This window comes from Aquincola agrisoli, from assembly GCF_036621135.1.
Taxonomy (GTDB): Bacteria; Pseudomonadota; Gammaproteobacteria; order Burkholderiales; family Burkholderiaceae_C; genus Aquincola; species Aquincola agrisoli.
On sequence record NZ_JAZIBG010000044.1, the window covers coordinates 40,866 to 65,636 of the forward strand.

Below are 24,771 nucleotides of genomic sequence, written 5' to 3' on the forward strand. Positions count from 1 at the left end.
GCCGCGAGGCAGCTCCGCTCGAACAAAAGCCGCCTTTGGGCGGCTTTTTCGTTTCCGCTGCGCAGAAAAAGGGATTGGGGTTTTTTCCTGTGCGAGTGCTGCAACAAAACGGGGGCTCCCATTCACTGCATGGCAATATTCTTTTCAGAAGTCGTCCACGGCTCCTTCCATCGATTTGCTGACGGAGATGAATCTGATGAAGAAAACCTTGCTCGCGGCCTCGGCGGCACTGGCTGCCTGCGCTGTTCATGCCCAGTCCACGGTCGAGATCTACGGGACGGCCGACGTGGGCGCGGAAACCACGAACCGGACGGCGGGGGTCAATCCGCTGTTGCGCAGCAACGTGGGCCGCAAGGAGCGCCTGGCGCCCAGCATGTCCGGCATCAGCGCACTCGGCTTCCGCGGCACCGAAGACCTGGGCGGCGGCATGCGCGCCGGCTTCGTGCTCGAGATGCAGCCCACCTATGACGAAGGCACGCTGGGCAACGACGGCCGCGCCTGGGGCCGGCAGGCCTTCGTGTCGTTGACGACGCCCTACGGTGAAATCCGCCTCGGCCGCCAGTACGCGCCGTTCTTCTATGCCAAGGCGTTCTCCACGACCGAGCGGCTCGCGGGGACCGACCTCTTCACCGGCCTGCTGACGATCAACCAACTGCAGGTGCGGCAGGACAACCAGGTCAGCTACTGGCTGAAGGCAGGCAAGTTCACCGGCAGCATCGCGGTCTCGCCGAATGCCGGCGTGGGTGCGGCGGGCATCAACGGCCGCCGCGCCGCGACCGGGGCGACCGGCAGCACGGCGCAGATCCTCGGCGGGCAGACGGCGGGCGCCGAGGGGCGCGGCCGCACCGCAGGCGCCTTCATCAACTACGCGGACAACCCCGGGCCGGGCGGCCAGGGCGTCAGCGTGTCCGCCGCCGTGCACACGAACCGCTTCGACGTGCCCCTGTACCTGGGCCCGACCGCCACGCTGGCCAACGGCCTGCCGGTGGGTGTGCTCGACGACTACCGCAGCTATGTGCTGGCAGGCCGCTACATCGCCGCCTCCGGCTGGGCGGTGGCGGCGGCGTTTGGCGAGGGCTCCTACGACTTCAAGTCCTCGGCGTTCCCGACGCTGGTTTCCGACGGCATCGACATCCGCTCGTTCGCGGTCGGTGCCCGCTACACCTTCGGCGTGTGGCAGGTGGGCGCGATGTACGGCATCCAGAAGTTCAAGAACTTCACGAAGGGCAAGGACACCGCCTTCGTGCTCGGTGCCGACTACAACCTGTCCAAGCGCACGGCGCTCTACACCCGCTACGGCTACCTGAAGGACGACGAGGGCAGGACGCTGCCGGTGTCGGCCACGGCGGGCATCAACGGCGGCCCCGAACCGCTGCTGGTGGCCACCGGCCTGCGCGAGGTCCCGGTGTGGAACGGGGTGGGCGTGAACCCCGGCGGCAAGTCGACGAGTTTCAGCATCGGCATCCGGCACACCTTCTGATCGAAGGCGGCCTGCGTGCCGCACGGCATGAACAAGATACCGGCCGCGTGCCGGTATCGTCGTTTTCATCATGCGGATTTACCCGCCTTGGCGGACGGCACGCAATTTGCGGAAGATCCGGCCATATCAGGTTGCAGGAGTGCCCAACGTGGTGCAATTCAATGTATCGGTGTTCGCAGCCATGGCGCTTGCATCTGCCATTGCAGCCATTCCCGCCCACGCCAAGACATTCAGGTGGAGCAGCGCCAGCGACATCCCGACCTGGGATATCCATTCGCAGAACAACGCCCTCGGCAATGGCGTGCATGCCGCGGTGTATGAATCGCTGTTCTATTACAACGCCAAGTTCGAGCTGGAGCCCATGCTCGCGACCAGCTTCCAGCAGATGAGCCCGACGCAGGTGCGCATCAAGCTGCGCAAGGGCGTGAAGTTCCACGACGGCGCGCCGTTCAACGCCGACGACGCGGTGTTCTCGCTCGAGCGGGCGATGGAGAAGACCTCCAACTACGGCGTCTTCACGCAGGGCATCGACAAGGTCGTCAAGGTCGACGACGAGACCATCGACATCATCACGCGCGGTCCGAACCCGGTGCTGCAGCGCCAGCTCACCGAGCTGCGCATGATGGACAAGGAGTGGGCCGAGAAGAACAAGTCGATGCAGCCCAAGGACATCAAGACCAAGGATGAGAACTTCGCGCACCGCAATGCCAACGGCACCGGCCCCTTCATGCTCAAGAGCTGGGATCCGGATGTGCGCATGGTGCTGGTGAAAAACCCGCAGTGGTGGGGCAAAGCGAACGGCAACGTCACCGAGATCGTCTACTCGCCCATCAAGTCGGAAGCGACGCGTGTCGCGGCGCTGCTGTCGGGCGAGATCGACATGGTGCTCGATCCCTCGCCGGCCGACCTGCCCAAGCTGCGCAGCGCCGGATCGCTGAAGGTGCTGGACGGCGCGGAGAACCGCACCATGTTCCTCGGCCTCGACCAGTTCCGCAGCGAGCTGCCCGGCTCCAACGTCAAGGGCAAGAACCCGCTGAAGGACCTGCGCGTGCGCAAGGCGCTCTACCAGGCCATCGACATCCAGGCGATCCACCGCGTCACGATGCGCGGGTTGAGCCAGGTCACCGGCACCTTGATCGCGCCGCAGGTCAACGGCTGGACCAAGAAGGCCGACGTGCGCTGGCCGTACAGCCCCGAGGCCGCGCGGCAACTGCTGGCCGACGCCGGCTATCCCGGCGGCTTCGAGGTCGACTTCGCCTGCCCCAACAACCGCTACATCAACGACGAGGAGATCTGCCAGGCGATCACCGCGATGTGGGCCCGCATCGGCGTCAAGGCCAAGCTGCGCACGCTGCCGCTGGTGACCTACTTCCCGATGATCCAGCGCTACGAGGCCAGCATCTACATGCTCGGCTGGGGCGTGCCCACCTTCGACGCGTTGTACTCGCTGCAGTCGCTGGTGCGTTCGGTCGGCGCGCAGGGCGACGGGAACTACAACGTCGGCCGCTACAGCAACCCGCAGATGGACGCGCTGGTCGAGCGCATCAAGAAGGAGGTCGACCAGTCCAACCGCAACGTGCTGATCGAGCAGGCGTTGCTGCTGTCGCACGAAGACGTCTCGCACATCCCGCTGCACAACCAGGTGATTCCCTGGGCGATGAAGAAGAACATCGGGATGACCCACCGCGCCGACAATCGCATCGACATGCGCACGGTCCGCATCGACTGAAGGGGCGCCCCGACCGATGGCTGGTTCTTCCAAGCGGCACCTGAACCAGCCTGGCGCCCCGACCGCCTCCACCGACTGAACGGCGTCTCCGGAGCCGCCGCACCCAAGCCGCTCATGCTCGTCTTCATCTTCCGCCGCCTGGTGCAGGCCGTCGTCGTGATGCTCACGGTGGCCTTCATCGCGTTCATGCTCTTCCAGTACGTCGGCGATCCGGTCACGAACCTGCTCGGACAGGACGCCACGCCGCAGCAGCGCGACCAGCTGCGGCGCGACCTGGGCCTCGACCAACCCTTTCCCGTCCAGTTCGCCGCCTTCGTCGGCAACGCGGTGCAGGGCGAGTTCGGCCTCAGCCTGCGCCAAGGGCGCAAGGTCTCCTCGCTGATCGTCGAGCGCTTCCCCGCAACGCTCGAGCTGGCGGTCGCCGCCGCGGTGATCGCACTGCTGGTCGGCGTGCCGATGGGCGTCTACGCCGCGTTGCGGCGCGGCACCTTCCTGTCGCAGGCCTTGATGACCTTCTCGCTGCTCGGGGTCTCGTTGCCCACCTTCCTGATCGGCATCCTGCTGATCCTGGTCTTCGCGGTGAACCTGAAGGTGCTGCCCAGCTTCGGGCGCGGCGAGGTGGTATCGCTCGGGGTATGGACCACCGGCTTCCTGACCGTCGACGGACTCAAGCACCTGGTCCTGCCGGCGGTCACGCTGTCGATCTACCAGCTCACGCTGATCATGCGGCTGGTGCGCTCCGAGATGCTCGAGGTGCTGCGGGCCGACTACATCAAGTTCGCGCGTGCGCGCGGGCTGCCGACGCGGGTCGTGTACTTCGGCCACGCGCTGAAGAACACCCTGGTGCCCGTGATCACCATCACCGGGCTGCAGCTCGGCGGGCTGATCGCCTTCGCGATCATCACCGAGACGGTGTTCCAGTGGCCCGGCATGGGGCTGCTGTTCATCCAGGCCGTGCAGTTCGCCGACATCCCCGTGATGGCCGCCTACCTGTGCCTCGTGGCCCTGATCTTCGTCCTCATCAACCTGATGGTGGACCTGCTGTACTTCGCGGTCGATCCGCGGCTGCGCATCGAGCGCAGCGGCAGCGCCCACTGAAGCCGAACCTGCCAGGAGACCCCATGAAGTTCAAGCCCACGCTCGTTGCCGCCGCGCTCGCGTTCGCCGCGGCAACAGCCCCGGCCGTCACCTTGCGTGTTGCCGATGTGGGCGACGTGCAGTCGATGGACCCGCATTCGCTTAACGAGACCTTGCAGCTCAGCTTCACCGAGAACATCTACGACCCGCTCGTGAGCCGCGGCAAGGACCTTGAGCTGCAGCCTGGCCTCGCCACCAAGTGGACGCAGGCCTCGCCCACCGTCTGGCGCTTCGATCTGCGCAAGGGCGTCACCTTCCACGACGGCACGCCGTTCACCGCCGACGACGTGGTGTTCTCGTTCAAGCGAGGCGCCTCCGAAGGCTCCGACATGAAGGGCTACACCAACCCGATCAAGGAGGTGCGCAAGGTCGACGCCCACACGGTCGACATCGAGACCGTCGCGCCGCTGCCGATCCTGCCCGACACGCTCACCAGCCTTTTCATCATGAGCCGGAAGTGGTGCGAGGAGAACAAGGCCGAGCGGCCGGTGGACCGCCGCAAGGGCATCGAGAACTACGCCTCCTTCAAGGCCAACGGCACCGGCCCCTACCGCCTGAAGGAGCGCCAGCCTTCTACCCGCACGGTGATCGTGCGCAACCTGAACTACTGGGACAAGATCGAGGGCAACGTCGACGAGGTGGTGTTCACGCCGATCGGCAACGACGCGACCCGTGTGGCGGCGATGCTGTCGGGCGAGGTCGACGTGATGGAGCCGGTGCCGCTGCAGGACGTCGAGCGCCTGAAGGCCGGGGGGTTCTCGGTGCTGCAGGGCCCCGAGTTGCGCACCATCTTCCTGGGCATGGACCAGAAGCGCGACGAACTCCAGTTCTCCAGCGTCAAGGGCAAGAACCCTTTCAAGGACGTGCGGGTGCGCAAGGCCTTCTACCAGGCCATCGACATCGAGGCGATCAAGTCGCGTGTGATGCGCAATGCGTCGTCGCCGACCGCGCTGATGGTTGGCCCGGGGGTCCGCGGTTTCCAGGCCGACATGAACAAGCGGCTGCCCTACGACGTGGAGGCGGCGAAGAAGCTGATGGCCGAGGCCGGCTATGCAAGCGGCTTCGAGGTCGGCCTCAACTGTCCGAACGACCGCTACGTCAACGACGGCCCGATCTGCCAGGCGGTGGCGGCGAGCCTGGCGCGCATCGGCGTGAAGGTCAACCTGCAGACCGAGACCAAGAACACCTACTTCCCCAAGATCCTGCGCCGCGACACCAGCTTCTACCTGCTGGGCTGGACGCCCAGCACCACCGACTCGCACGACGCGATGTCTGCGCTGATGGCCACCCCGACCGACAAGGGCCAGGGCCAGTTCAACCTCGGTGCGTACAGCAACCCGAAGTTCGACGAGCTGACGGCGATGGTCGCTTCCGAGATCGACCCGGCCAAGCGCAACGCCCTGATCCGCGAGGCCTTCAAGGTGCATGCGGACGACGTGGGCCACATCCCGCTGCACCAGCAGGCGCTGGCGTGGGCGGCGCGCAGCAATGTCAGCCTCGTGCAGCGGGCCGACAACCGCATGTTCTTCAAGTGGATCACGGTGAAGGGACGATGAACGCCGCACCGCTCGCACCCTCCTGGTGGCAGCGGGCGCTGGACAGCGATGTCTGGCACAGCTTCCGCTCGTCGCCGACGGCCATCGTGGCGGCGGTCATCGCGTTCGTGTGCGTGTTCTGCGCGCTGTTCGCCGGCATCGTGGCGCCGCACAACCCCTTCGACCTGGCCTCGCTCGAACTGTCCGACGCCCGCCTGCCGCCGGCGTGGCAGCAGGACGGCAACCCGAAGTACCTGTTCGGCACGGACGACCAGGGCCGCGACATCCTGTCCGCCCTGATGTACGGCGCGCGCATCTCGCTGCTGGTCGGGGTCGCGTCGGTGGTGCTGTCGGTGGTTGTCGGGGTCGGCCTGGGCCTGTTGTCGGGCTTCGTCGGCGGCAAGACCGACGCGTTCATCATGCGCGTGTGCGACGTGATGCTGTCGTTTCCGTCCATCCTGATCGCGCTGCTGATCGACGGCGTGGGCCGCGCGATGTTCCCCAACGCCCACGACACGCTGGCCTTCGCGGTGCTGGTGCTGGCGATCGCGATCCCGGGCTGGGTGCCGTACGCGCGCACGGTGCGCGGCTCCACGCTGGTCGAGCGCAGCAAGGAGTACGTGCAGGCGGCCCGGGTGATCGGGGTCAGCTCGTCGCGCATCATGTGGAAACACGTGCTGCCCAACGTGATGGGGCCGGTGCTGGTGCTCGCCACCATCCAGGTGGCGCTGGCGATCCTGACCGAGTCCACGCTGTCGTTCCTCGGCGTGGGCGTGCCGCCGACGCAGCCTTCGCTGGGCACGCTGATCCGCGTCGGCAACGACTTCCTCTTCTCCGGCGAATGGTGGATCACCATCTTCCCGGGCGCGATGCTGGTGCTGATCGCGCTGTCGGTGAACCTGCTGGGCGATTGGCTGCGCGACGCCTTGAACCCGCGGCTGCGCTGACGGCGGCCTCCCTAGGAACCCACGTATGCAACACGCCATCGGCGGGCCGGGCGCCGGACCGTCTCCCCAGCGGCCCGCTGTCGCCACGACGGCCCCCCTGCTCGAAGTGCGCCACCTGCGGGTGGAATTCCCGACCCGGCGCGGCACGCTGCTGGCGCTGGACGACATCTCCTTCGAGATCCGACCCGGCGAGATCCTGGGCGTGGTGGGCGAGTCCGGCGCCGGCAAGTCGCTGACCGGCGCCGCCATCATCGGGCTGCTGGAGCCGCCTGGGCGCATCGCCGGCGGCGAGATCCTGCTCGAAGGCCGGCGCATCGACAACCTGCCCTACGAGCAGATGCGCGCGATCCGCGGCCGGCAGATCGGGGCGATCTTCCAGGACCCGCTGACCTCGCTGAACCCGCTGTACACGATCGGCCGGCAGCTGACCGAGACCATCCGCACGCACCTGCCGATGTCCGAGTCGCAGGCGCGCGAACGGGCGATCCAGCTGCTGAGGGACACCGGCATCCCGGCGGCGGAAGCACGCGTCGACCAGTACCCGCACCAGTTCTCCGGCGGCATGCGCCAACGTGTGGTCATCGCGCTGGCGCTGGCCGCCGAGCCCCGGCTGATCGTCGCCGACGAACCGACCACGGCGCTCGACGTGTCCATCCAGGCGCAGATCATTTCGCTGCTCAAGCGCGTGTGCAAGGAGCGGGGTGCCGCCGTGATGCTGGTGACACACGACATGGGCGTGATCGCCGAGACCTGCGACCGCGTGGCGGTGATGTACGCCGGCCGCGTGGCCGAGATCGGGCCGGTGCACGAGGTCATCCACCACCCGTCCCACCCCTACACCGTGGGCCTGATGGGCTCGATCCCGACGATGGACGAGGACCGCGAACGCCTGCTGCAGATCGACGGCTCGATGCCGCGGCTGACGGCCATCCCGCCCGGGTGCGCGTTCAACCCGCGCTGCCCGCGGGTGTTTGACCGCTGCCGGGTGGAGCGCCCGGGCCTCATGGACGCCGGTGCGACGCAGGCAGCGTGCTGGCTGGTGCAGCGCAACGAGCGGGAGGCGGCATGAAGCAGCGGGAGGTTGCCTTATGAGCCTGGTCGAGGTAAACGACCTTGCCAAGACCTTCGACGTCTCGGCGCCGTGGTTGAACCGCATGGTCGAGCGCAAGCCGAGGCAGTTCGTGCATGCGGTCGACGGCGTGAGCTTCAGCATCGACCGCGGCCGCACGCTGGCCCTCGTCGGCGAATCCGGCTGCGGCAAGAGCACGGTGGCGCGGCTGCTGGTGGGCCTGTACGGGCCCACCCGCGGCTCCGTTCGGTTCGACGGCATGGACACCGGCCAGGTCTTCGCCTCGCCGCAGGCGCGCACGCTGCGCCAGCGCATGCAGATGATCTTCCAGGATCCGTACGCCAGCCTGAATCCGCGCTGGAAGGTGGTCGACATCGTCGGCGAGCCCTTGCGCGAGCACGCCCTGGTCACCGACAAGGCGGCGCTGCGGCACCAGGTGGCCGAGCTGCTGAAGTCGGTCGGGCTGGCGGCCGCCGACACCGAGAAGTTCCCGCACCAGTTCTCCGGCGGCCAGCGCCAGCGCATCTCGATCGCGCGCGCGCTCGCGACGCAGCCGGAGTTCCTGGTCTGCGACGAGCCCACCTCGGCGCTCGACGTCTCGGTGCAGGCGCAGGTGCTCAACATCATGAAGGACCTGCAGCGCGAGCGGGGGCTGACCTACCTGTTCATCTCGCACAACCTCGCGGTGGTGCGGCACGTGGCCGACCAGGTCGGCGTGATGTACCTCGGCCGGCTGGTCGAGCTGGCGGACAAGGCCACGCTCTTCGGCAGCCCGAGGCACCCCTACACCCGCATGCTGTTGGATGCGATCCCGGACATCCACATGACGGGCCGCGCCCGCACGCCGGTGCAGGGCGAGGTGCCCAATCCGCTGAATCCTCCGACCGGCTGCGCCTTCCATCCCCGCTGTCCGCACGCCAATGCGCGCTGCTCGGCCGAGCGGCCGGCGTTGAACCACTTCCGCGGGATCCGCGTGGCCTGCCACGCGGTGGAGGAGGGGCGGATCTGAGGGTGGGCGCAGGCGTCAGCCGGCGACGAGCCGCTCGCCCGCGAACAGGTCCTGCACGCGCTCCCGCTCGCGGATCACGGCCGCCCGGCTGCCGTCCACCATCACCTCCGCGCCGCGCGGCCGGGTGTTGTAGTTGCTGGCCATCGACATCGCATACGCGCCGCAGGACAGCACCGCCAGGCGGTCGCCCGGCGCCACGGCGAGTTCCCGGTCCCGGCCCAGCCAGTCCCCCGATTCGCACACCGGGCCGACGACGTCCCAGACCTGTGCGGCGTCGCTGCGCGGCCGGCACGGGACGATGCCCATGTAAGCCTCGTACATCGCCGGGCGCATCAGGTCGTTCATCGCCGCGTCGACGATGCAGAAGCGCTTGTCGCCGGGCTTGAGCACCAGCACCTCGGTCACCAGCACGCCGGCATTGCCGACGAGCGAGCGGCCGGGTTCGAAGAGCAGCTCGCGGTGCCCGTGGCCGCGCGCGTCCAGCCGTTCGAGCAGCAGGCCGATCAGCGTGCCTGCCGCTGGCGGCTGCTCGTCGGTGTAGGTGATGCCCAGGCCGCCGCCCACGTCGACGTGGCGGATCGGGATGCCGGCCTGCTCCACCGCCTCGACCAGGTCGAGCACGCGGTCCAGCGCGTCGAGGTAGGGTGCGGTTTCGGTGATCTGCGAGCCGATGTGGCAGTCGATGCCCACCACCTGCAGCCCTGGCAGCGAGGCGGCATGGCGGTACGCCGCCAGCGCCTGGCCATGGGCGATGCCGAACTTGTTGCCCTTCAGCCCGGTGGAGATGTAGGGGTGCGTCTTGGCGTCCACGTCCGGGTTCACGCGCAGGCTCACGGGCGCCCGCGTGCCCAGTGCCGCCGCCACGTCCGACAGCACGTCCAGTTCGGCTTCGCTTTCGACGTTGAAGCAGCGCACGCCGGCCTGCAGGGCCTGCCGCATCTCGGCGCGGGTCTTGCCGACACCCGAGAACACCACCTTGGACGCATCACCGCCCGCGGCCAGCACCCGCGCCAGTTCACCGCCCGAGACGATGTCGAAGCCACAGCCGGCTTCGGCAAACGTCTGCAGCACCGCCAGGCTCGAATTGGCCTTGATCGCGTAGCAGACCAGGTGGGGCCGGCCGGCCAGCGCCTGCTGGTAGGCCGCGGCGGCGGCACGCATCGCGTTGCGCGAGTAGACGTACAGCGGCGTGCCGTGCTCGTCGGCGAGCGCGTTGACGCGGCAGTCTTCGACGAACAGCTCGCCGTCGCGGTGGGCGATCCAGGGCGCGCCGGGCAGGCTCATCGTGCCGCTCCCGAAGCGGGCCTGGCGGCGGAGGGCAGTTCCAGCGGGCCCTTCTGGCCGCAGCCGCCCAGGCCCAGGGCCAGCGTGCACAGGCCGGCCGCGACGAGTCCGAGTCGCCAGGCGGGCCTCGTCGGCGCCGCTACACTCGATCGAGTTGTTGCATTCATGCAAAAGATTCTAGCCAGCACCATGTCCGACGCAGCCCTGAGCGACCTCGACTACCACCGCCTGACCGACGCGGTGCTGGCCTCCATCGAAGCCACGGTGGACCGGTGGCTGCAGGAGGACGTGATCGACATCGACGCCAGCCGCACCGGCGGGTTGCTGGAACTGGCCTTCCCCGATGGCAGCAAGATCGTCGTCAACACGCAGCCCCCTCTGCAGGAGCTGTGGCTCGCGGCGAGGGCCGGGGGTTACCACTTCCGTTATGCGGACGGCGTGTGGCGCGAGCGCGAGGGCCACGAGTTCTTTGCGCTGCTGTCGGCCCGCGCCAGCGAGCAGGGCGGCAAGCCGTTGCGGTTCTCGCCGGCCTGAGCCGCCGCGCGGCCCGCCCAGGGGTCTCAGCGCCGGAACAGGTCGAGGATGCCGCGCTTCTCGTCCTCGGTCGGGGCCTGCGGCGGCATGCGGTCTTCCAGCCCCAGGCTGCTGACACCGGCGCCGTGGCTGAACTCCTCGAAGGTCCAGTCGCCGTTGACGTTGGTCACGCCGGGCGGCGGGGGCGTGTCCTGCACCGGTACGTCCTTCAGCGCGTGGCCCATGTACTCCGTCCAGATCGGCAGCGCGAGGCCGCCGCCGGTCTCGCGGTCGCCCAGCTTGCGCGGCTGGTCGTAGCCGACCCACACCACCGCGACCGTCGAGGGCTGCCAGCCGGCGAACCAGGCGTCCAGCGAATCGTTGGTGGTGCCGGTCTTGCCGAAGAGGTCGGGCCGCTTCAGCGTGCGTGCGGCCAGGTTGCCGGTGCCGGAGCGCACCACTTCCTGCAGCAGCGTGCTCATCACGAACGCATTGCGGGCGCTGATCGTGCGGGCCGATTCGTCCGGCGGCGTGAGCTTGCGCTCCATCAGCGTGCGGCCCTTGGTGTCGGTGATGCGCGAGATCAGCACTGGCTGCACCAGGTAGCCGCCGTTGGCGAACACGCTGTAGGCGGTGGCCATCTCCATCGGGGTGACGGAGCCGGCGCCCAGCGCCATCGTCAGGTAGGCGGGGTGCTTGTCGCCTTCGAACCCGAAGCGGGTGACCCAGTCCTGCGCAAACGGCGCGCCGACCGACTGCAGCACGCGGATGGACACCATGTTCTTGGATTTGGCCAGCGCGGTGTGCAGCGCCATCGGGCCGTCGAACTTGCCGTCGTAGTTCTTCGGCTCCCAGGGCTGGCTGCCGGTGGAGCCGGCGCTGAAGAACAGCGGGGCGTCGTTGACCACGGTGCCGGGCGTGAAGCCCTTTTCGAGCGCCGCGGAGTAGATGAAGGGCTTGAAGCTGGAGCCCGGCTGCCGCCAGGCCTGCGTCACGTGGTTGAACTTGCTCTTGCCGTAGTCGAAGCCGCCGACGAGCGCGCTGATCGCGCCCGTGTCAGGCGCCATCGCCACCAGCGCACCCTCGACTTCGGGCAGTTGCGTCAGCGACCATTCCTTGCCCACCTGCACCGCGCGCACCACGGCGCCGCGCCGGATCTGCTTCTGCGGCCCGGCCTTCTCGGAGAGCCCCGAGGCCACCGGCTTCAGGCCGTTGCCCGTGACGGTGATCGATTCGCCCGACTGCAGCACCGCGACGACCTTGCGGGGCGAGGCTTCGAGCACCACCGCGGCCCTCAGGTCGTCGTTGTCGGGGTGGTCGGCCAGTGCCTCCGCGATGTGGGTGTCGATGTCGGCCGGGTCGGAGGGCAGCACCACGTAGGCTTCCGGGCCCCGGTAGACCTGCCGGCGCTCGTAGTCGATCAGGCCGCGGCGCAGGGCGCGGTAGGCGGCCATCTGCTCGGTGGACCGCACGGTCAGGAAGACGTTGAGCCCACGGGTGTAGGCGTCGTTGCCGTACTGCGTGTAGACCAGCTGGCGCGCCGCCTCGGCGGCGAACTCCGCATGCACCGGCACCGCCGAGGGCGTGCGGTAGCGCAGCGTTTCCGCGGCGGCTTCGCGGGCCTGGTCGGGCGTGATGAAGCCGTTCTCGAGCATCCGCTCGATGATGTATTGCTGCCGCGTCGTCGCCCGCTTCGGGTTGACGATGGGGTTGTAGGCCGACGGGGCCTTCGGCAGGCCGGCCAGCATCGCGGCCTCGGCGATGCTGACGTTCTTCAGCGGCTTGCCGAAGTAGATCTCGCTGGCGGCGGCGAAGCCGTAGGCGCGCTGGCCGAGGTAGATCTGGTTCATGTACAGCTCCAGGATCTGGTCCTTGCTGAGCTGGCGCTCGATCTTCAGCGCGAGCAGGATCTCGTAGATCTTGCGGGTGAAGGTCTTCTCCGTCGACAGGTAGAAGTTGCGGGCCACCTGCATCGTGATGGTCGAGGCGCCTTGGCTCTTGGCTTCGGCGAACTGGGCCAGCCCGGCGCGTATCACGCCCAGGTAGTCGACGCCGCCGTGCTGGTAGAAGCGGGCGTCCTCGATCGACAGCACGGCGTCCTTCATCACCTTGGGCATGTCGCCGATGGGCACGAAATTGCGACGCTCCTCGCCGTATTCCGCCAGCAGCACGTTGTCGGCGGCGTAGACGCGCATCGGCAGTTTCGGCCGGTAGTCCGCCAGCCCGCTGATCTCGGGCAGGTTGGGGTAGGCGACGGCCAGCGCGATCGCGACCAGCGCCAGCACGGCGATACCGCCCGCGGCCGCCAGGCCGAAGAGCCAGGCGACGATGCGGCCGATCGAGGCGGCCCAACTCGACGCGGGTGCAGGGGAGGGGCGGGGGGGACGCGGCGTGCGCGGCGGCTTCGAGCCGTCGGTCTTGGACATGAAGGTTTCCGAGGGCGGAGTGCTTGAATTATAGAAAGGGGCCCCTGGGCACGACGTGTCCGGGGGTGACGGCCCGGCGACCGCTGCCGCAGGGCTCGTCGGGGGCGGCCGACCGTGGGCGGTTACCAACGAGCTGGCCCTGATTTACCCGGCTTTTCTCATCTTGCACAAAGGCTTTACTGCTAGCATTGAAGTAACTTCTTAACAATCGCTGAAGTGTGCGGGGCGCTAGCGCTGCACGTTGGGAGAACCCCCGGTGAGCTTTCTGGACGCGCTGCTGGGCCGCAAGCACCCACCGACCATCGGCCTGGATATCAGTTCGTCCAGTGTGAAACTGGTCGAATTGGGGCAGAACAAGGCCGGCGACTATGTGCTCGAGCGCTTTGCGTCCGAGCCCTTCGAAAAAGGGTGGATCACGGACGGCCAGATCGAGAAGTTCGATGAGGTCGCCGACGCCGTGCGCCGAGTGGTCGCGCGCAGCGGCAGCCGTACGAAGCAGGTGGTGATGGCCATGCCGCAGTCGGCCGTCATCACCAAGAAGATCATGCTGCCGGCCGGCTTGCGCGAGGAAGAACTCGAGGTGCAGGTCGAATCGGAGGCCAACCAGTACATCCCGTTCTCGCTCGACGAGGTCAGCCTCGACTTCTGCGTGATCGGCCCCAGCCCCACCTCGATGGGCGATGTGGAGGTGCTCATCGCCGCGTCGCGCAAGGACCGCGTGCAGGACCGCCAGGGCCTGGCGGAAGCCGCCGGCCTGAAGCCGGTGGTGCTGGACATCGAGTCCCACGCCTCGCGCCTGGCGATGACCCGGGTGATCAAGGCGCTGCCCAACGAGGGCAAGGACGCCCTGGTCGCGCTCTTCGAGATCGGTGCCGACGTCACCAGCCTGAAGGTGCTGCGCGACGAGGAGATGCTCTACGACCGCGACCAGGCCTTCGGCGGTTCGCAGCTCACCCAGCTCATCTCGCGCCAGTACGGCTTCTCGTTCGAGGAGGCCGAGCAGAAGAAGCTGTCCGGCGACCTGCCGGAAGACTACGAGTCGTCGATCCTCAACACCTTCGTCGACAGCCTGTCGCAGGAGATCGGCCGCGCGCTGCAGTACTTCTTCACCAGCACGCCGCACCACAAGGTGCATTACGTGATGCTGGCCGGCGGCACCGCGACCCTGCCCGGCCTGAAGGAGCGTGTGACCGAACTGACCGGCTTCGCATCGATGATCGTGAATCCGTTCGACCAGATGAAGCTCGGCTCCGCCGTGCGCGAAGCCAAGGTGCGCCGCGAGGCGCCCTCGTACCTGACGGCCTGCGGCCTGGCGATGCGGAGATTCACGCAGTGATCCTGATCAACCTGCTGCCTCACCGTGAGGCCCGGCGCAAGCGCCGCAAGGCGGCGTTCTTCGCCGGCCTCGGCATGTCCGCCCTCGCGGGGCTGGCCATCGTCGCGGCCTGGTATGCGGTGTTGCAGCAACTGACGGATTCGCAAGCGCAGCGCAACGCGGTGCTGCAACGCGAGATCAGCCTGCTCGAAGGCCAGATCAAGGACATTGCCAACCTGCGCGCCGAGATCGAGAGCCTGAAGGCCCGGCAGAAGGCCGTCGAAGACCTGCAGACCGACCGCAACATCCCCGTCTACCTCCTCAACGAGCTGACGAAGCAGACGCCGGAGGGCGTGTACCTCACGTCGATCAAGCAGACGGATGCCGTCGTGGCCGTCACCGGCATCGCGCAGACCAACGAGCGTGTCTCGGAGCTGCTGCGCAACGCGCTCTACAACTCCGAATGGCTCGAACGGCCCGAGCTGGTCGAGATCAAGGCGGCGACGGTCAAGGAGGCCACCCGCGAGCAGCGGCGCCTGTTCGATTTCTCGATGCGTGTGTCGATCAAGCGGCCGCAGGCGCCCGCCGCCGGGGCCAGTGCGCCGGCCGGCGCCGCGTCCCGGGCGTCCTGAGGATTGCGGCGATGGCGACGGCTAAACGGATGAACCTCGATCTCGGCGAGGCCCTGGAGCACGCGGCGGCCCAGTTCCGCGGGCTCGACATGAAGGAGCCCGGCCAGTGGCCGCTGCTGCCGCGCATCGCCGCCTGGGTGCTGATGGCCCTGGTGGCGGTGGCGCTCGGCTGGGTGCTGCTGCTCTCCGACGAGACCGACCTGCTCCAGGCCGAGCGCGACCGCGAGCCCACGCTCAAGGCCGACTACCGCGCCAAGCTCAACCAGGCGGTCAACCTGAGCGAGCTGCGCAAGCAGAAGTCGCAGGTCGAGGAGTACGTGACCCAGCTCGAGAAGCAGCTGCCCGGCAAGGCCGAGATGGACGCGCTGCTGTCCGACATCAACCAGGCCGGCCTGGGCCGCGGCCTGCAGTTCGAGCTGTTCCGCCCGGGCCAGGTGGTGGTCAAGGACTATTACGCCGAGCTGCCGATCTCGATCCGCGTCAGCGGCCGCTACCACGACATGGGCGCTTTCGCCGCCGATGTGGCGAACCTCTCGCGCATCGTCACGCTGCACGACCTGTCGATCAGCACCCCGCAGCGCGACGCGGCGGGCAACCTGGCCATGGAGGCCACCGCGCGCACCTACCGCTACCTCGACCCGCTGGAGATCGAGGAACAGCGCAAGGCCCGTGCGGCCGCCAAGGCAGGGGCCAAGAAATGAAGCCGATGCCGAGTGCCGGGCGCCGCCGCCCCGGATGGGTCGCCGCCGCGATGGTGATGGTGCTGGCCGGCCTCGCGGGCTGCGGCTCCGACGAGGCCGAGCTGCAGTCCTGGATGCAGCAGCAGAAGAACGAGGTGCGGCCGAGCGTGCAGCCGCTGCAGGCGCCCAAGCGCTTCAATCCCCAGGCTTACCAGGGCGGCGATGCGGTCGAGCCGTTCAGCCCCCAGAAGCTCAGCGTGGCCTTGAAGCAGGAAGCGCGGCAGCCGAGCAGCCTGCTCGCCGCCGAGCTGAACCGGCGCAAGGAGCCGCTGGAGGCGTATCCGCTCGACAGCATGACCATGGTCGGCAGCGTCAGCCGCCAGAACGCGCCGTATGCGCTGCTGCGCGTCGACAACCTGCTCTACCAGGTGAAGGCCGGCGACCACCTGGGCCAGAACTACGGCCGCATCACACGCATCACCGAGACCGAGGTGGCGCTGCGCGAAATCGTGCAGGACGCGTCGGGTGAATGGATCGAGCGCAGCACCAGCCTGCAGCTGCAGGAAGGCAAGCGATGAAGAACGACGAGGAGAAGCGCATCATGACCCCTTGGAAGGCCTTGTGCACGGCCATCGTGCTGGCCGTGGGCGTGCCGATCGCTGCGCTGGCGCAGACCATGATCCAGTCGATCACCAGCACCCAGCAGGCGGGCAGCGAGGTGGTGCGGATCGAGTTGAGCGAGCCGCTTGCCGCCGTGCCGGCCGGCTTCGCGGTCCAGGCGCCGCCGCGCATCGCGATCGACCTGCCGGGCGTGGGCAGCGCGCTGCCCCGTTCCAGCGTCGAGCTGAACCAGGGCAACCTGCGCTCCGTCAACGTGGCGCGGGGCGGCGACCGCACGCGCCTGGTGCTGAATCTGAAGCAGGCCGCCACCTACCGTGCGCAGATCGAAGGCAAGGCGCTGCTGATCCTGGTGGACAGCGCCGGGCCGGCCGAGGGCGTCCAGGCGGCCGCTCCCGCCGCGCCGGCCGCACCGGATGCGCCAGTGCACTTCGCGCAGCCGCTCAATGCCGACCCGCTGTCGCTGCGCGACATCGACTTCCGCCGGGGCCAGGACGGCGCCGGGCGCGTCATCGTCAACCTGCCGAACAACCAGGTGGGCGTCGACATCCGGCAGCAGGGCCAGCAGCTCGTGGTCGAGTTCCTGCGTTCCACGCTGCCCGACCGCCTGCGCCGCCGGCTCGACGTGGCCGACTTTGGCACGCCGGTGACCGCCATCTCGACGGTGCAGAGCGGTGACCGCGTGCGCATGACGATCGAGCCCCGCGGCGCGTGGGAGCACTCGGCCTACCAGAGCGACAACCAGTTCGTGGTCGAAGTGCGGCCGATGGTCATCGACCCGAACAAGCTCGTGCAGGGGCCGGGTTATGCCGGCGAGAAGCTCTCGCTCAACTTCCAGAACATCGAGGTGCGGGCGCTGCTGCAGGTCATCGCCGACTTCACCAACTTCAACGTCGTCACCAGCGACACCGTCACCGGCACCGTCACCCTGCGGCTGAAGGACGTGCCGTGGGACCAGGCGCTCGACATCATCATGCAGGCCAAGGGCCTGGGGCTGCGCAAGAGCGGCAACGTGCTGTGGATCGCGCCCAAGGACGAGCTCTCCGCGAAGGAGCAGGTCGAGCTGGAGGCCAAGAAGAAGATCGCGGACCTGGAGCCGGTGCGCACGCAGTCGTTCCAGCTCAACTACACCAAGGCCGAAGAGGTCGCCAAGGGCCTGACCGGGCAGAACGCCGGCCAGGGCGGCGGCGGTGGCGGCAGCAGCGGCGGATCGTCCGTCAACACCCGCATCCTGTCGCCGCGCGGCAGCGTCATCTACGAGACGCGGACCAACCAGCTGTTCGTCTCCGACATCCCGAGCAAGCTCGAGGAGGTGCAGGCCATCATCGCGAAGATCGACATCCCGGTGCGCCAGGTGCTGATCGAGGCGCGCATCGTCGAGGCGGACGACACCTTCGGGCGCGCGCTCGGGGTGAGGCTCGGCGCCTCCGACCTGCGCGGCCGCAACGGCGGCATCCCGGGCTGGAGCGTGGGTGGCAGCAACTACGTCACCGTGGGCGGCGGCTACAACGCGATCAACGGCCAGACGCTGCAAAGCACGCTGACGGAAGCCAGCCCCGGCTCGCTCATCAACAACCGCTTCAACAACGAGTTCGTCAACCTGCCTGCCAACGTCACCAACCTCGGCGGCGCCCAGGCCGCGACGTTCGCGCTCTCGTTGTTCAGCGCCTCGGCCAACCGCTTCCTGAACCTGGAGCTGTCGGCGCTGGAAGCCGACGGCAAGGGCAAGATCGTGTCGAGCCCGCGCGTCATCACGGCCGACCAGATCAAGGCGGTGATCGAGCAGGGCGAGGAGATCCCGTACCAGGTCGCCACGTCCAGCGGTGCCACGTCGGTGCAGTTCCGCAAGGCGAGCCTGAAGCTGGAGGTGGTGCCGCAGATCACGCCCGAGGGGAACGTGATCCTCGACGTCGACGTCGCCAAGGACAGCCGCGGCGCCACCACCAACGCCGGGCCGGCGATCAACACCAAGCATGTGAAGACGCAGGTGCTCGTCGAGAACGGCGGGACCGTCGTGCTGGGCGGCATCTTCACGCAGGAAGAGCGCGACGACGTGAACAAGGTGCCGCTGCTGGGCGACATCCCGGTGGTGGGCAACCTGTTCAAGAACACGGTGCGTTCGAGCAACAAGACCGAGCTGCTGGTGTTCATCACGCCGAAGGTCGTGACGGACCGGGTCACCGCCCGCTGATGCCGGCCCGCCCGCCCTTTTTGAATTCATAGCGAGACGATGACGATGATGCGAATGCTCAAGGCATGGCTGTGTGTCGCAGCCCTGTCGTTCATGGCCGCCTGCGGCGGCGGCGGCGGTGATGCCGGTACGCCGGTGTTGGGGCCGGGCAGCGGGGCCAGTGCGCCAGCGGGCAGTGTGTCTGCGTCCGACCTGGTGCTGACGCTGAGCGCGTCGACGATCGCCAACAGCGGCCTGGAGACCGTGGTGGCGACGGCCACGGCGCTGGACGGGTCCCGCAACACGATCGCCGGTGTTCCGGTGCAGATCAGCGTCGACAGCGGCGCAACCGCCACGACGTCCGGCACGACGACGGATACGGATGGCAGCGTGACGGCGACCATCGGCATCGGTGCCGACCGGAGCAATCGCACCATCACCGTCACGGCACGGACGGGGTCGGTCGTGCGCACCGCGACCTTGCAGGTGGTGGAGGCAGGCGGCAGCGGCGAGGCCTCCGACCTCGTGCTGGTCTTGAGTTCGGCCAACATCGCCAACAACAACAGCGAAACCGTGACGGCGACCGTGACGGCGCTGGACGGCAAGCGCAATGCGGTTCCTGGTGTCGCCGTTTCCTTGTCGGTCAACAGCGACGCGATCGCCACCCCCAGCGACACCAAGACGAATGCGTCCGGCGTGCTGACTGCGACGGTCGGCATCGGCTCGAACCAGACCAACCGCGCCATCACCGTCACGGCCACCAGCGGCTCGCTGACGAGGACGGCGACGCTGATGGTGACGGACGCCCCCAGCACGGAGACGCCCGTCGCGGCGGACCTCAGCCTGACGCTGAGCTCCGCGAGCCTGAACAACGGCGGGACCGGGACGGTGCTCGCGACCGCCACTGCGGTCGACCGCAACCGCAATGCGCTGCCGGGCATTCCGGTGACCATCGGCGTCGACAGCAGCGCGGTGGCCACCGTGAGCGGCAACGTGACGAACGCGCAGGGCGTGGTCACGGCCAACGTCGGCATCGGCGCGGACAGGACCAACCGCGTGGTCACCATCACGGCGACCAGCGGCACGCTGACGCGCAGCGCGTCGTTCCGTGTGGTGGGAGCCCGCCTGTCGGCGTCGCTGGCCCCGCTGGTCGATGCCGGCAGTGCCAACAACCAGATCGAGTACACGCTGGTCGACACCAACTCGATCGCGATGGTCGATCAGCCGATCTCGGTCACGGCCCCCGGCTTGCCGACGACGGCAGGCCGCACCGACATCAACGGCAAGTTCGTCTACTCGTACACCGCGCCCGCCACGGCGGGCACCGTGAGCGTGACGGCCACGGCGGCGGGCGACAGCCGCGTCGAGACCGTGCAGGTGCAGTTGCCCGGTTCGGGCAGCGTGGACCCGGCGGTCGGGCCCGTGCTGTCCGCGTCGGTCACGCCCAGCCCGAGCGTCATCAGCGTCAACGCGGCCGGCAGCTCGGCCAACCTGGTGGAGCTGCGCGCCCTGTTCCTCGGCAGCGGCAACAAGCCGATCAAGAACGTGCGGGTGCGCTTCGACCTGGACGGCAACGTCAGCAACACCGATGGCGTCGTGTCGTGGCTGGGCGGCGCCTATGCCTACTCGGACACGACGGGCGTCGCCCGTGGCACCTTCACGCCGGGCCTGAGGTCCAGCCCGACCAACGGCATCACGATCCGCGCGTGTTACGACACCGTCGACTTCCCGACGTCCGGCTGCCCGAATGCCACTCGGGCCACGCTGACCGTGGTGTCGGAGGCGCTCGCCGTCAGCATCCGCACCAACGAGCTGATCAAGGAAGGCCCGGCCGACCTGACCTACATCAAGGAGTTCGTGGTCATGGTGGTGGATTCGGCGGGCCAGGCGAAGGCCGACGTGCAGATCACGCCGTCGATCGACCTGCCGGCCTACTACAAGGGCTACTACCAGTGGAACGGCTTGAACCGCTGGGTGCAGGTCCGGACGCTGACCACGAGCGAGAACTACCGCTGGAACGACGCCTCCCGCGCCTGGGAGCTGGGTGCGGCGACGAGCCAGCCCTCGTGCCCCAACGAAGACGTCAACCGCAACGGCGTGCGCGAGGCGGGCACGTACGTGAGCGGCCAGGCGGCGCCGGCGTTGAGCGCCCGCGAGGAAGACCTGAACTGGAACGGCGACCTCGATGCACGGAAGTCCGACGTGGCGGTGAAGATGGTCGGTTCGTCGAAGACCGATGCCAACGGCCTGGCGATCGTGCAGATCGAGTACGGCAAGGACCTGGCGACCTGGGTCGACTTCGTCATCACGGTGACGGCCTCCGGCATTTCCGGCACGGAAGCCCGGGCCCGGTACTCCGGCCTGCTGTACGGCCAAGGCAACCTGCCCGCACCCGGCGAAGCCGTGACGAACGAGAACGCGGCGCCGGCCTTCGTCATCAGTCCCTACGGGCGTGCGGCCGTCTGTACCAATCCGAACTGATGGACGGGTGTTGATCTCCCTCATCGGCATGCCCGGCGGTGGCAAGTCCACCGTGGGGCGCCACCTTGCGCGCCAGCTCGGCCTGCCCTTCTTCGACAGCGATCACGTGATCGAGGACCGCATCGGCGGCTCGATCCGCGACTACTTCACCGCGCACGGCGAAGAGGCCTTCCGCGACCTGGAGCAGCAGGTCATCGGCGAGCTGACCAGCGACGGGGACCGCGTGCTCGCCACCGGCGGCGGCGCGGTGCTGCGCGAAGCCAACCGCGAGGCGCTGCGCGAGCGGACCACGGTGATCTACCTGCGCTCATCGCCCGAGGAGATCTACCGCCGCCTGCGCCACGACACCCAGCGGCCGCTGCTGCAGGTGCCCGACCCCCTGCGCAAGCTGCGCGACCTGTACCGCGAGCGCGACCCGCTCTACCGCCGCACGGCGCACTTCGTGATCGAGACCGGCCGGCCGTCGGTGCCTGCGCTGGTGAGCATGGTGCTGATGCAGCTGGAGCTGGCGGGCCTGGTGGACGCCTCGCGCGTGCCGTCCCCGGTCGATCGCCTGCGTTCGCACCCGTAAACTCGGGCGCATGACCGCGCCCGATCCCTCCTTCGTTTCGTTCCCGACCCGCCTCGCGCCGATCACCGTCCCGATCGCGCTGGGCGACCGCAGCTACGACATCCGCATCGGCGCCGGCCTGCTCGACGATCCGGCGACCTGGCAGGGGCTGCCGCGCGCGTCGCTGGCCACCATCGTCAGCAACGTCACGGTGGCGCCGCTGTACGCCGAGCGGCTGGCGGCGGCGCTGGCCCCGCACTACGGGCGCGTGCTGCGCATCGACCTGCCCGACGGCGAGGCGCACAAGGACTGGCAGACGCTCGACCTGATCTTCGACCGCCTGCTCGCCGAGGGGGCCGATCGCAAGACGGTGCTGTTCGCGCTCGGCGGCGGGGTGGTCGGCGACGTCACCGGTTTCGCGGCCGCCAGCTACATGCGCGGCGTGCCGTTCGTCCAGGTGCCGACGACGCTGCTGGCGCAGGTCGACTCCTCCGTGGGGGGCAAGACCGCGATCAACCACCCGCGCGGCAAGAACATGATCGGCGCGTTCTACCAACCGCTGCGCGTGCTGTGCGACCTCGGCGTGCTCGGCACCCTCTCCGACCGCGAACTGAGCGCCGGCCTGGCCGAGGTGATCAAGTACGGCCCGATCGCCGACGAGGCCTTCCTGGGTTGGATCGAGGACAACCTCGCCGCGCTGCTGGCCCGCGATCCGCGCGCGCTGGCGCATGCGGTGCGCCGCTCCTGCGAGATCAAGGCATGGGTCGTCGGGCAGGACGAGCGCGAGTCGGGCCTGCGCGCGATCCTCAACTTCGGCCACACCTTCGGCCATGCGATCGAGGCGGGCCTGGGTTACGGCGAGTGGCTGCACGGCGAGGGCGTCGGCTGCGGCATGGTGATGGCGAGCGACCTGTCGGTGCGCCTGGGCCTGATGCCGCCGGCCTTCCTGGACCGCATGGTCCGCATCGTCGAGCGCGCGCGGCTGCCGGTTCGCGGCCCCGCGCTGGGCGCCGACCGCTACCTCGAGCTGATGCGCATCGACAAGAAGTCCGAAGGGGGCGAGATCCGCTTCGTGCTGATCGAGTCGCTGGGGCGCGCCGTGATGCGGCCGGCGCCGGACGAGGCGGTGCGCGCCACGCTGGCGGCGCATACCGGCTGACCGGGCACCGCCGCGATGCTCGCGCGTTTCGCCTGCGATCCCTCCCGCTCGCGGGGGCGGCGGACGGCGGAGCCCCCGGCGCCGACGCGCAGCGACTTCCAGCGCGACCGCGACCGGATCGTGCACAGCACCGCGTTCAGGCGCCTCGTCTACAAGACGCAGGTGTTCCTGAACCACGAGGGTGACCTCTTCCGCACGCGCATGACGCATTCGCTGGAGGTGGCGCAACTGGGCCGGTCCATCGCCCGCACGCTCGCGCTGAACGAGGACCTGGTCGAGGCGATCGCGCTGGCCCACGACCTCGGCCACACGCCGTTCGGCCATGCGGGGCAGGACGCGCTGCACGACTGCATGCGCGAGCACGGCGGCTTCGAGCACAACCTGCAGAGCCTGCGCGTGGTCGACCACCTGGAGCAGCGCTACCCGGCGTTCGACGGACTCAACCTCTGCTTCGAAACCCGCGAAGGCATCCTCAAGCATTGCGCGCGCGCCAACGCGCAGCTGCTCGAGGCGCAGGAGCCCGGCGGCGTGGGGCGCCGCTTCCTGGACGGCACGCAGCCCAGCCTGGAGGCGCAGCTGTGCAACCTGGCCGACGAGATCGCCTACAACGCACACGACATCGACGATGGGGTGCGCTCCGGCCTGCTGACGATGGAGCAGCTGGACGGCGTGCCGCTGTTCGCGCAGCACCGCGATGCCGCGCTGGCCGAGCACCCGGCGCTGGCCGGGCAGGGGCGGCGCCTGCTGTTCGAGACGATCCGGCGGATGCTGTCGGCGCAGGTGTACGACGTGATCGACGCCACCCGCGCGGCCGTCGGCGCCGCGGCACCGGCCTGCGCCGACGAGGCACGGCACGCGGGCCCGCTGGTGCGGTTCAGCGCCCCGATGCGTGAAGCCGGTACCGTCCTCAAGCGCTTCCTGATGCGCGAGCTGTACCGCCACCCGCAGGTGATGGACACGACCGAGCGCGCCCGCCGCGTGGTCCGCATGCTGTTCGAGGCCTACCGTGCCTCCCCGCAAGAGATGCCTCCGGACTATGCCGACGCGCCGGACCTTCACCGCGCCGTGGCCGACTACATCGCGGGCATGACCGACCGCTTCGCCCTGCGAGAGCATGCCCGGCTGGGGGGCGAGCCCCTGTTCGACGACGCGTGATCGCGAAGTCCCCGTCATGGGAATTGGGGACGGGTTTCCTAGAATCGGCGCATGGCTCGACTTGCCCGACTCTCCATCGAAGGCGAACTGCACCTGATCCTGCAGCGGGGCAACAACGCGCAGGCTGTTTTTCTCGACGATGCCGACCGTGTCAGCTACCTGGAGAAGCTGGCCGCATCGGCGCCGGCCTGCGGCCTGGCGGTCCATGCCTACGCGCTGCTGCCCAACCAGGTGCACCTGCTGGCCACGCCGGCGTCGCCCGACAGCCTCAGCCAGTGCATGCAGACCTTGGGGCGGCGCTACGTCGCCACCTTCAACCGTCGCCATGGCCGCTCGGGTACCTTGTGGGAAGGTCGGTTTCGTGCGACCGTGGTGGAGAGTGAGCGCTACTTGTTCGATGCCCTCGTGTATGTCGACACCGCCGCCGAGCGGGCCGGCCTGGGTAGCCCGTGGCCGTGGTCCAGCGCGCCGCACCATCTTGGGCTGCGGCGCGACCCCGTCGTGACCGAGCACCCGGCCTTCTGGGCCTTGGGCAACACGCCGTTCGAGCGGGAAGCCGCCTACCGGGCACGCCTGGCACGCGGGCTGTCCACGAAGCAGGTGGAGGAACTGTCGCAGGCCCAGCAGAAAGGCTGGGTGCTGGGATCGCCGCAATTCCTCTCGGCGATGGCCCAGCGCACGGCCCGTCCGCTCGCGCCGCGTCCGCGCGGCCGTCCGCGCAAGACCGCCGCACCGGAGCCGGGCCCCACGAGCGCGGAGTGACGCGGCGGGGCTGGCACGGCCGATGCATTCAGCACGCACAAAGTGCTGAATTTATATGTCCCCAATTAATCAGGTCGCTAAATCACGTGACCTTTTAATCGGACTTGACCCTATTTATTT

21 protein-coding genes are annotated in these 24,771 nt (G+C 68.6%); 18 read left to right on the plus strand and 3 right to left on the minus strand.

Annotated features, from left to right (window positions below):
* Positions 1 to 196 precede the first annotated feature (196 nt).
* The 7 genes from V4F39_RS21045 (at position 197) to V4F39_RS21075 (ending at position 8,906) form a co-directional block, all read left to right on the plus strand.
* Positions 197 to 1,480: a porin gene (locus V4F39_RS21045; RefSeq protein ID WP_332291903.1), complete on the plus strand. Its 1,284-nt coding sequence runs from the start codon at positions 197 to 199 to the stop codon at positions 1,478 to 1,480.
* A 181-nt stretch (positions 1,481 to 1,661) separates the two neighbouring features.
* Entirely contained in the window at positions 1,662 to 3,209 is a 1,548-nt protein-coding gene (locus V4F39_RS21050) for an ABC transporter substrate-binding protein (protein ID WP_332291905.1), read from the plus strand.
* Positions 3,210 to 3,323: 114 nt separating this feature from the next.
* Positions 3,324 to 4,307 carry an ABC transporter permease gene (locus V4F39_RS21055; RefSeq protein ID WP_332291908.1) on the plus strand — a complete coding sequence of 328 codons (984 nt, stop codon included), beginning with the start codon at positions 3,324 to 3,326 and terminating at the stop codon, positions 4,305 to 4,307.
* 23 nt (positions 4,308 to 4,330) lie between these two features.
* Complete coding sequence (locus V4F39_RS21060; RefSeq protein WP_332291909.1) at positions 4,331 to 5,902, plus strand: ABC transporter substrate-binding protein; 1,572 nt, start codon at positions 4,331 to 4,333, stop codon at positions 5,900 to 5,902.
* Positions 5,899 to 6,828, plus strand: a complete 930-nt coding sequence (locus V4F39_RS21065; protein WP_332291911.1) for an ABC transporter permease — start codon at positions 5,899 to 5,901, stop codon at positions 6,826 to 6,828. Before V4F39_RS21060 ends, V4F39_RS21065 begins: the two co-directional genes overlap by 4 nt.
* A 25-nt stretch (positions 6,829 to 6,853) precedes the next feature.
* Positions 6,854 to 7,897 carry an ABC transporter ATP-binding protein gene (locus V4F39_RS21070; protein ID WP_332291912.1) on the plus strand — a complete coding sequence of 348 codons (1,044 nt, stop codon included), beginning with the start codon at positions 6,854 to 6,856 and terminating at the stop codon, positions 7,895 to 7,897.
* A gap of 19 nt (positions 7,898 to 7,916) precedes the next feature.
* On the plus strand, positions 7,917 to 8,906 hold the full coding sequence (locus V4F39_RS21075; protein WP_332291913.1) for an ABC transporter ATP-binding protein: 990 nt from the start codon (positions 7,917 to 7,919) through the stop codon (positions 8,904 to 8,906).
* Positions 8,907 to 8,921: 15 nt separating this feature from the next.
* Here the strand turns inward: V4F39_RS21075 and lysA are convergent, their stop codons facing one another.
* A complete protein-coding gene (lysA, locus tag V4F39_RS21080; protein ID WP_332291914.1) occupies positions 8,922 to 10,190 on the minus strand; it encodes a diaminopimelate decarboxylase in 1,269 nt (422 codons plus the stop codon).
* Entirely contained in the window at positions 10,187 to 10,381 is a 195-nt protein-coding gene (gene lptM / locus V4F39_RS21085) for an LPS translocon maturation chaperone LptM (RefSeq protein ID WP_332291916.1), read from the minus strand. The genes lysA and lptM overlap by 4 nt, the downstream gene beginning before the upstream one ends.
* A gap of 13 nt (positions 10,382 to 10,394) precedes the next feature.
* Between lptM and cyaY the strand changes: the two genes are divergently transcribed.
* Positions 10,395 to 10,724 (plus strand): iron donor protein CyaY, encoded by a 330-nt coding sequence (cyaY, locus tag V4F39_RS21090; RefSeq protein ID WP_332292070.1) that lies wholly within the window; start codon positions 10,395 to 10,397, stop codon positions 10,722 to 10,724.
* Between the two features lie 26 nt (positions 10,725 to 10,750).
* Here cyaY and V4F39_RS21095 read toward each other — a convergent pair whose 3' ends face one another.
* Entirely contained in the window at positions 10,751 to 13,129 is a 2,379-nt protein-coding gene (locus V4F39_RS21095) for a penicillin-binding protein 1A (protein ID WP_332291917.1), read from the minus strand.
* A gap of 256 nt (positions 13,130 to 13,385) precedes the next feature.
* On the opposite strand from V4F39_RS21095, the gene V4F39_RS21100 reads away from it, so the two are divergent.
* Genes V4F39_RS21100 through V4F39_RS21145 form a run of 10 tightly spaced genes read left to right on the plus strand, consistent with a single transcriptional unit; the run spans position 13,386 to position 24,651 of the window.
* Positions 13,386 to 14,465 (plus strand): pilus assembly protein PilM, encoded by a 1,080-nt coding sequence (locus V4F39_RS21100; RefSeq protein ID WP_332291919.1) that lies wholly within the window; start codon positions 13,386 to 13,388, stop codon positions 14,463 to 14,465.
* Positions 14,462 to 15,076: a PilN domain-containing protein gene (locus V4F39_RS21105; protein WP_332291921.1), complete on the plus strand. Its 615-nt coding sequence runs from the start codon at positions 14,462 to 14,464 to the stop codon at positions 15,074 to 15,076. Before V4F39_RS21100 ends, V4F39_RS21105 begins: the two co-directional genes overlap by 4 nt.
* An 11-nt stretch (positions 15,077 to 15,087) precedes the next feature.
* Positions 15,088 to 15,777: a type IV pilus inner membrane component PilO gene (locus tag V4F39_RS21110; protein WP_332291923.1), complete on the plus strand. Its 690-nt coding sequence runs from the start codon at positions 15,088 to 15,090 to the stop codon at positions 15,775 to 15,777.
* A 5-nt stretch (positions 15,778 to 15,782) separates the two neighbouring features.
* On the plus strand, positions 15,783 to 16,334 hold the full coding sequence (locus tag V4F39_RS21115) for a pilus assembly protein PilP (RefSeq protein WP_378235107.1): 552 nt from the start codon (positions 15,783 to 15,785) through the stop codon (positions 16,332 to 16,334).
* Positions 16,331 to 18,565, plus strand: coding sequence for a type IV pilus secretin PilQ (locus V4F39_RS21120; RefSeq protein WP_332291924.1), 2,235 nt, complete (start codon positions 16,331 to 16,333; stop codon positions 18,563 to 18,565). The genes V4F39_RS21115 and V4F39_RS21120 overlap by 4 nt, the downstream gene beginning before the upstream one ends.
* A gap of 39 nt (positions 18,566 to 18,604) precedes the next feature.
* Complete coding sequence (locus V4F39_RS21125) at positions 18,605 to 21,025, plus strand: autotransporter outer membrane beta-barrel domain-containing protein (RefSeq protein ID WP_332291925.1); 2,421 nt, start codon at positions 18,605 to 18,607, stop codon at positions 21,023 to 21,025.
* Between the two features lie 7 nt (positions 21,026 to 21,032).
* A complete protein-coding gene (locus V4F39_RS21130; protein WP_332291926.1) occupies positions 21,033 to 21,596 on the plus strand; it encodes a shikimate kinase in 564 nt (187 codons plus the stop codon).
* Between the two features lie 10 nt (positions 21,597 to 21,606).
* Positions 21,607 to 22,734, plus strand: a complete 1,128-nt coding sequence (gene aroB / locus V4F39_RS21135; RefSeq protein WP_332291927.1) for a 3-dehydroquinate synthase — start codon at positions 21,607 to 21,609, stop codon at positions 22,732 to 22,734.
* Positions 22,735 to 22,749: 15 nt separating this feature from the next.
* Positions 22,750 to 23,889, plus strand: coding sequence for a deoxyguanosinetriphosphate triphosphohydrolase (locus tag V4F39_RS21140; RefSeq protein WP_332291928.1), 1,140 nt, complete (start codon positions 22,750 to 22,752; stop codon positions 23,887 to 23,889).
* A gap of 51 nt (positions 23,890 to 23,940) precedes the next feature.
* Positions 23,941 to 24,651, plus strand: coding sequence for a transposase (locus V4F39_RS21145; protein ID WP_332291930.1), 711 nt, complete (start codon positions 23,941 to 23,943; stop codon positions 24,649 to 24,651).
* Positions 24,652 to 24,771 lie beyond the last annotated feature (120 nt).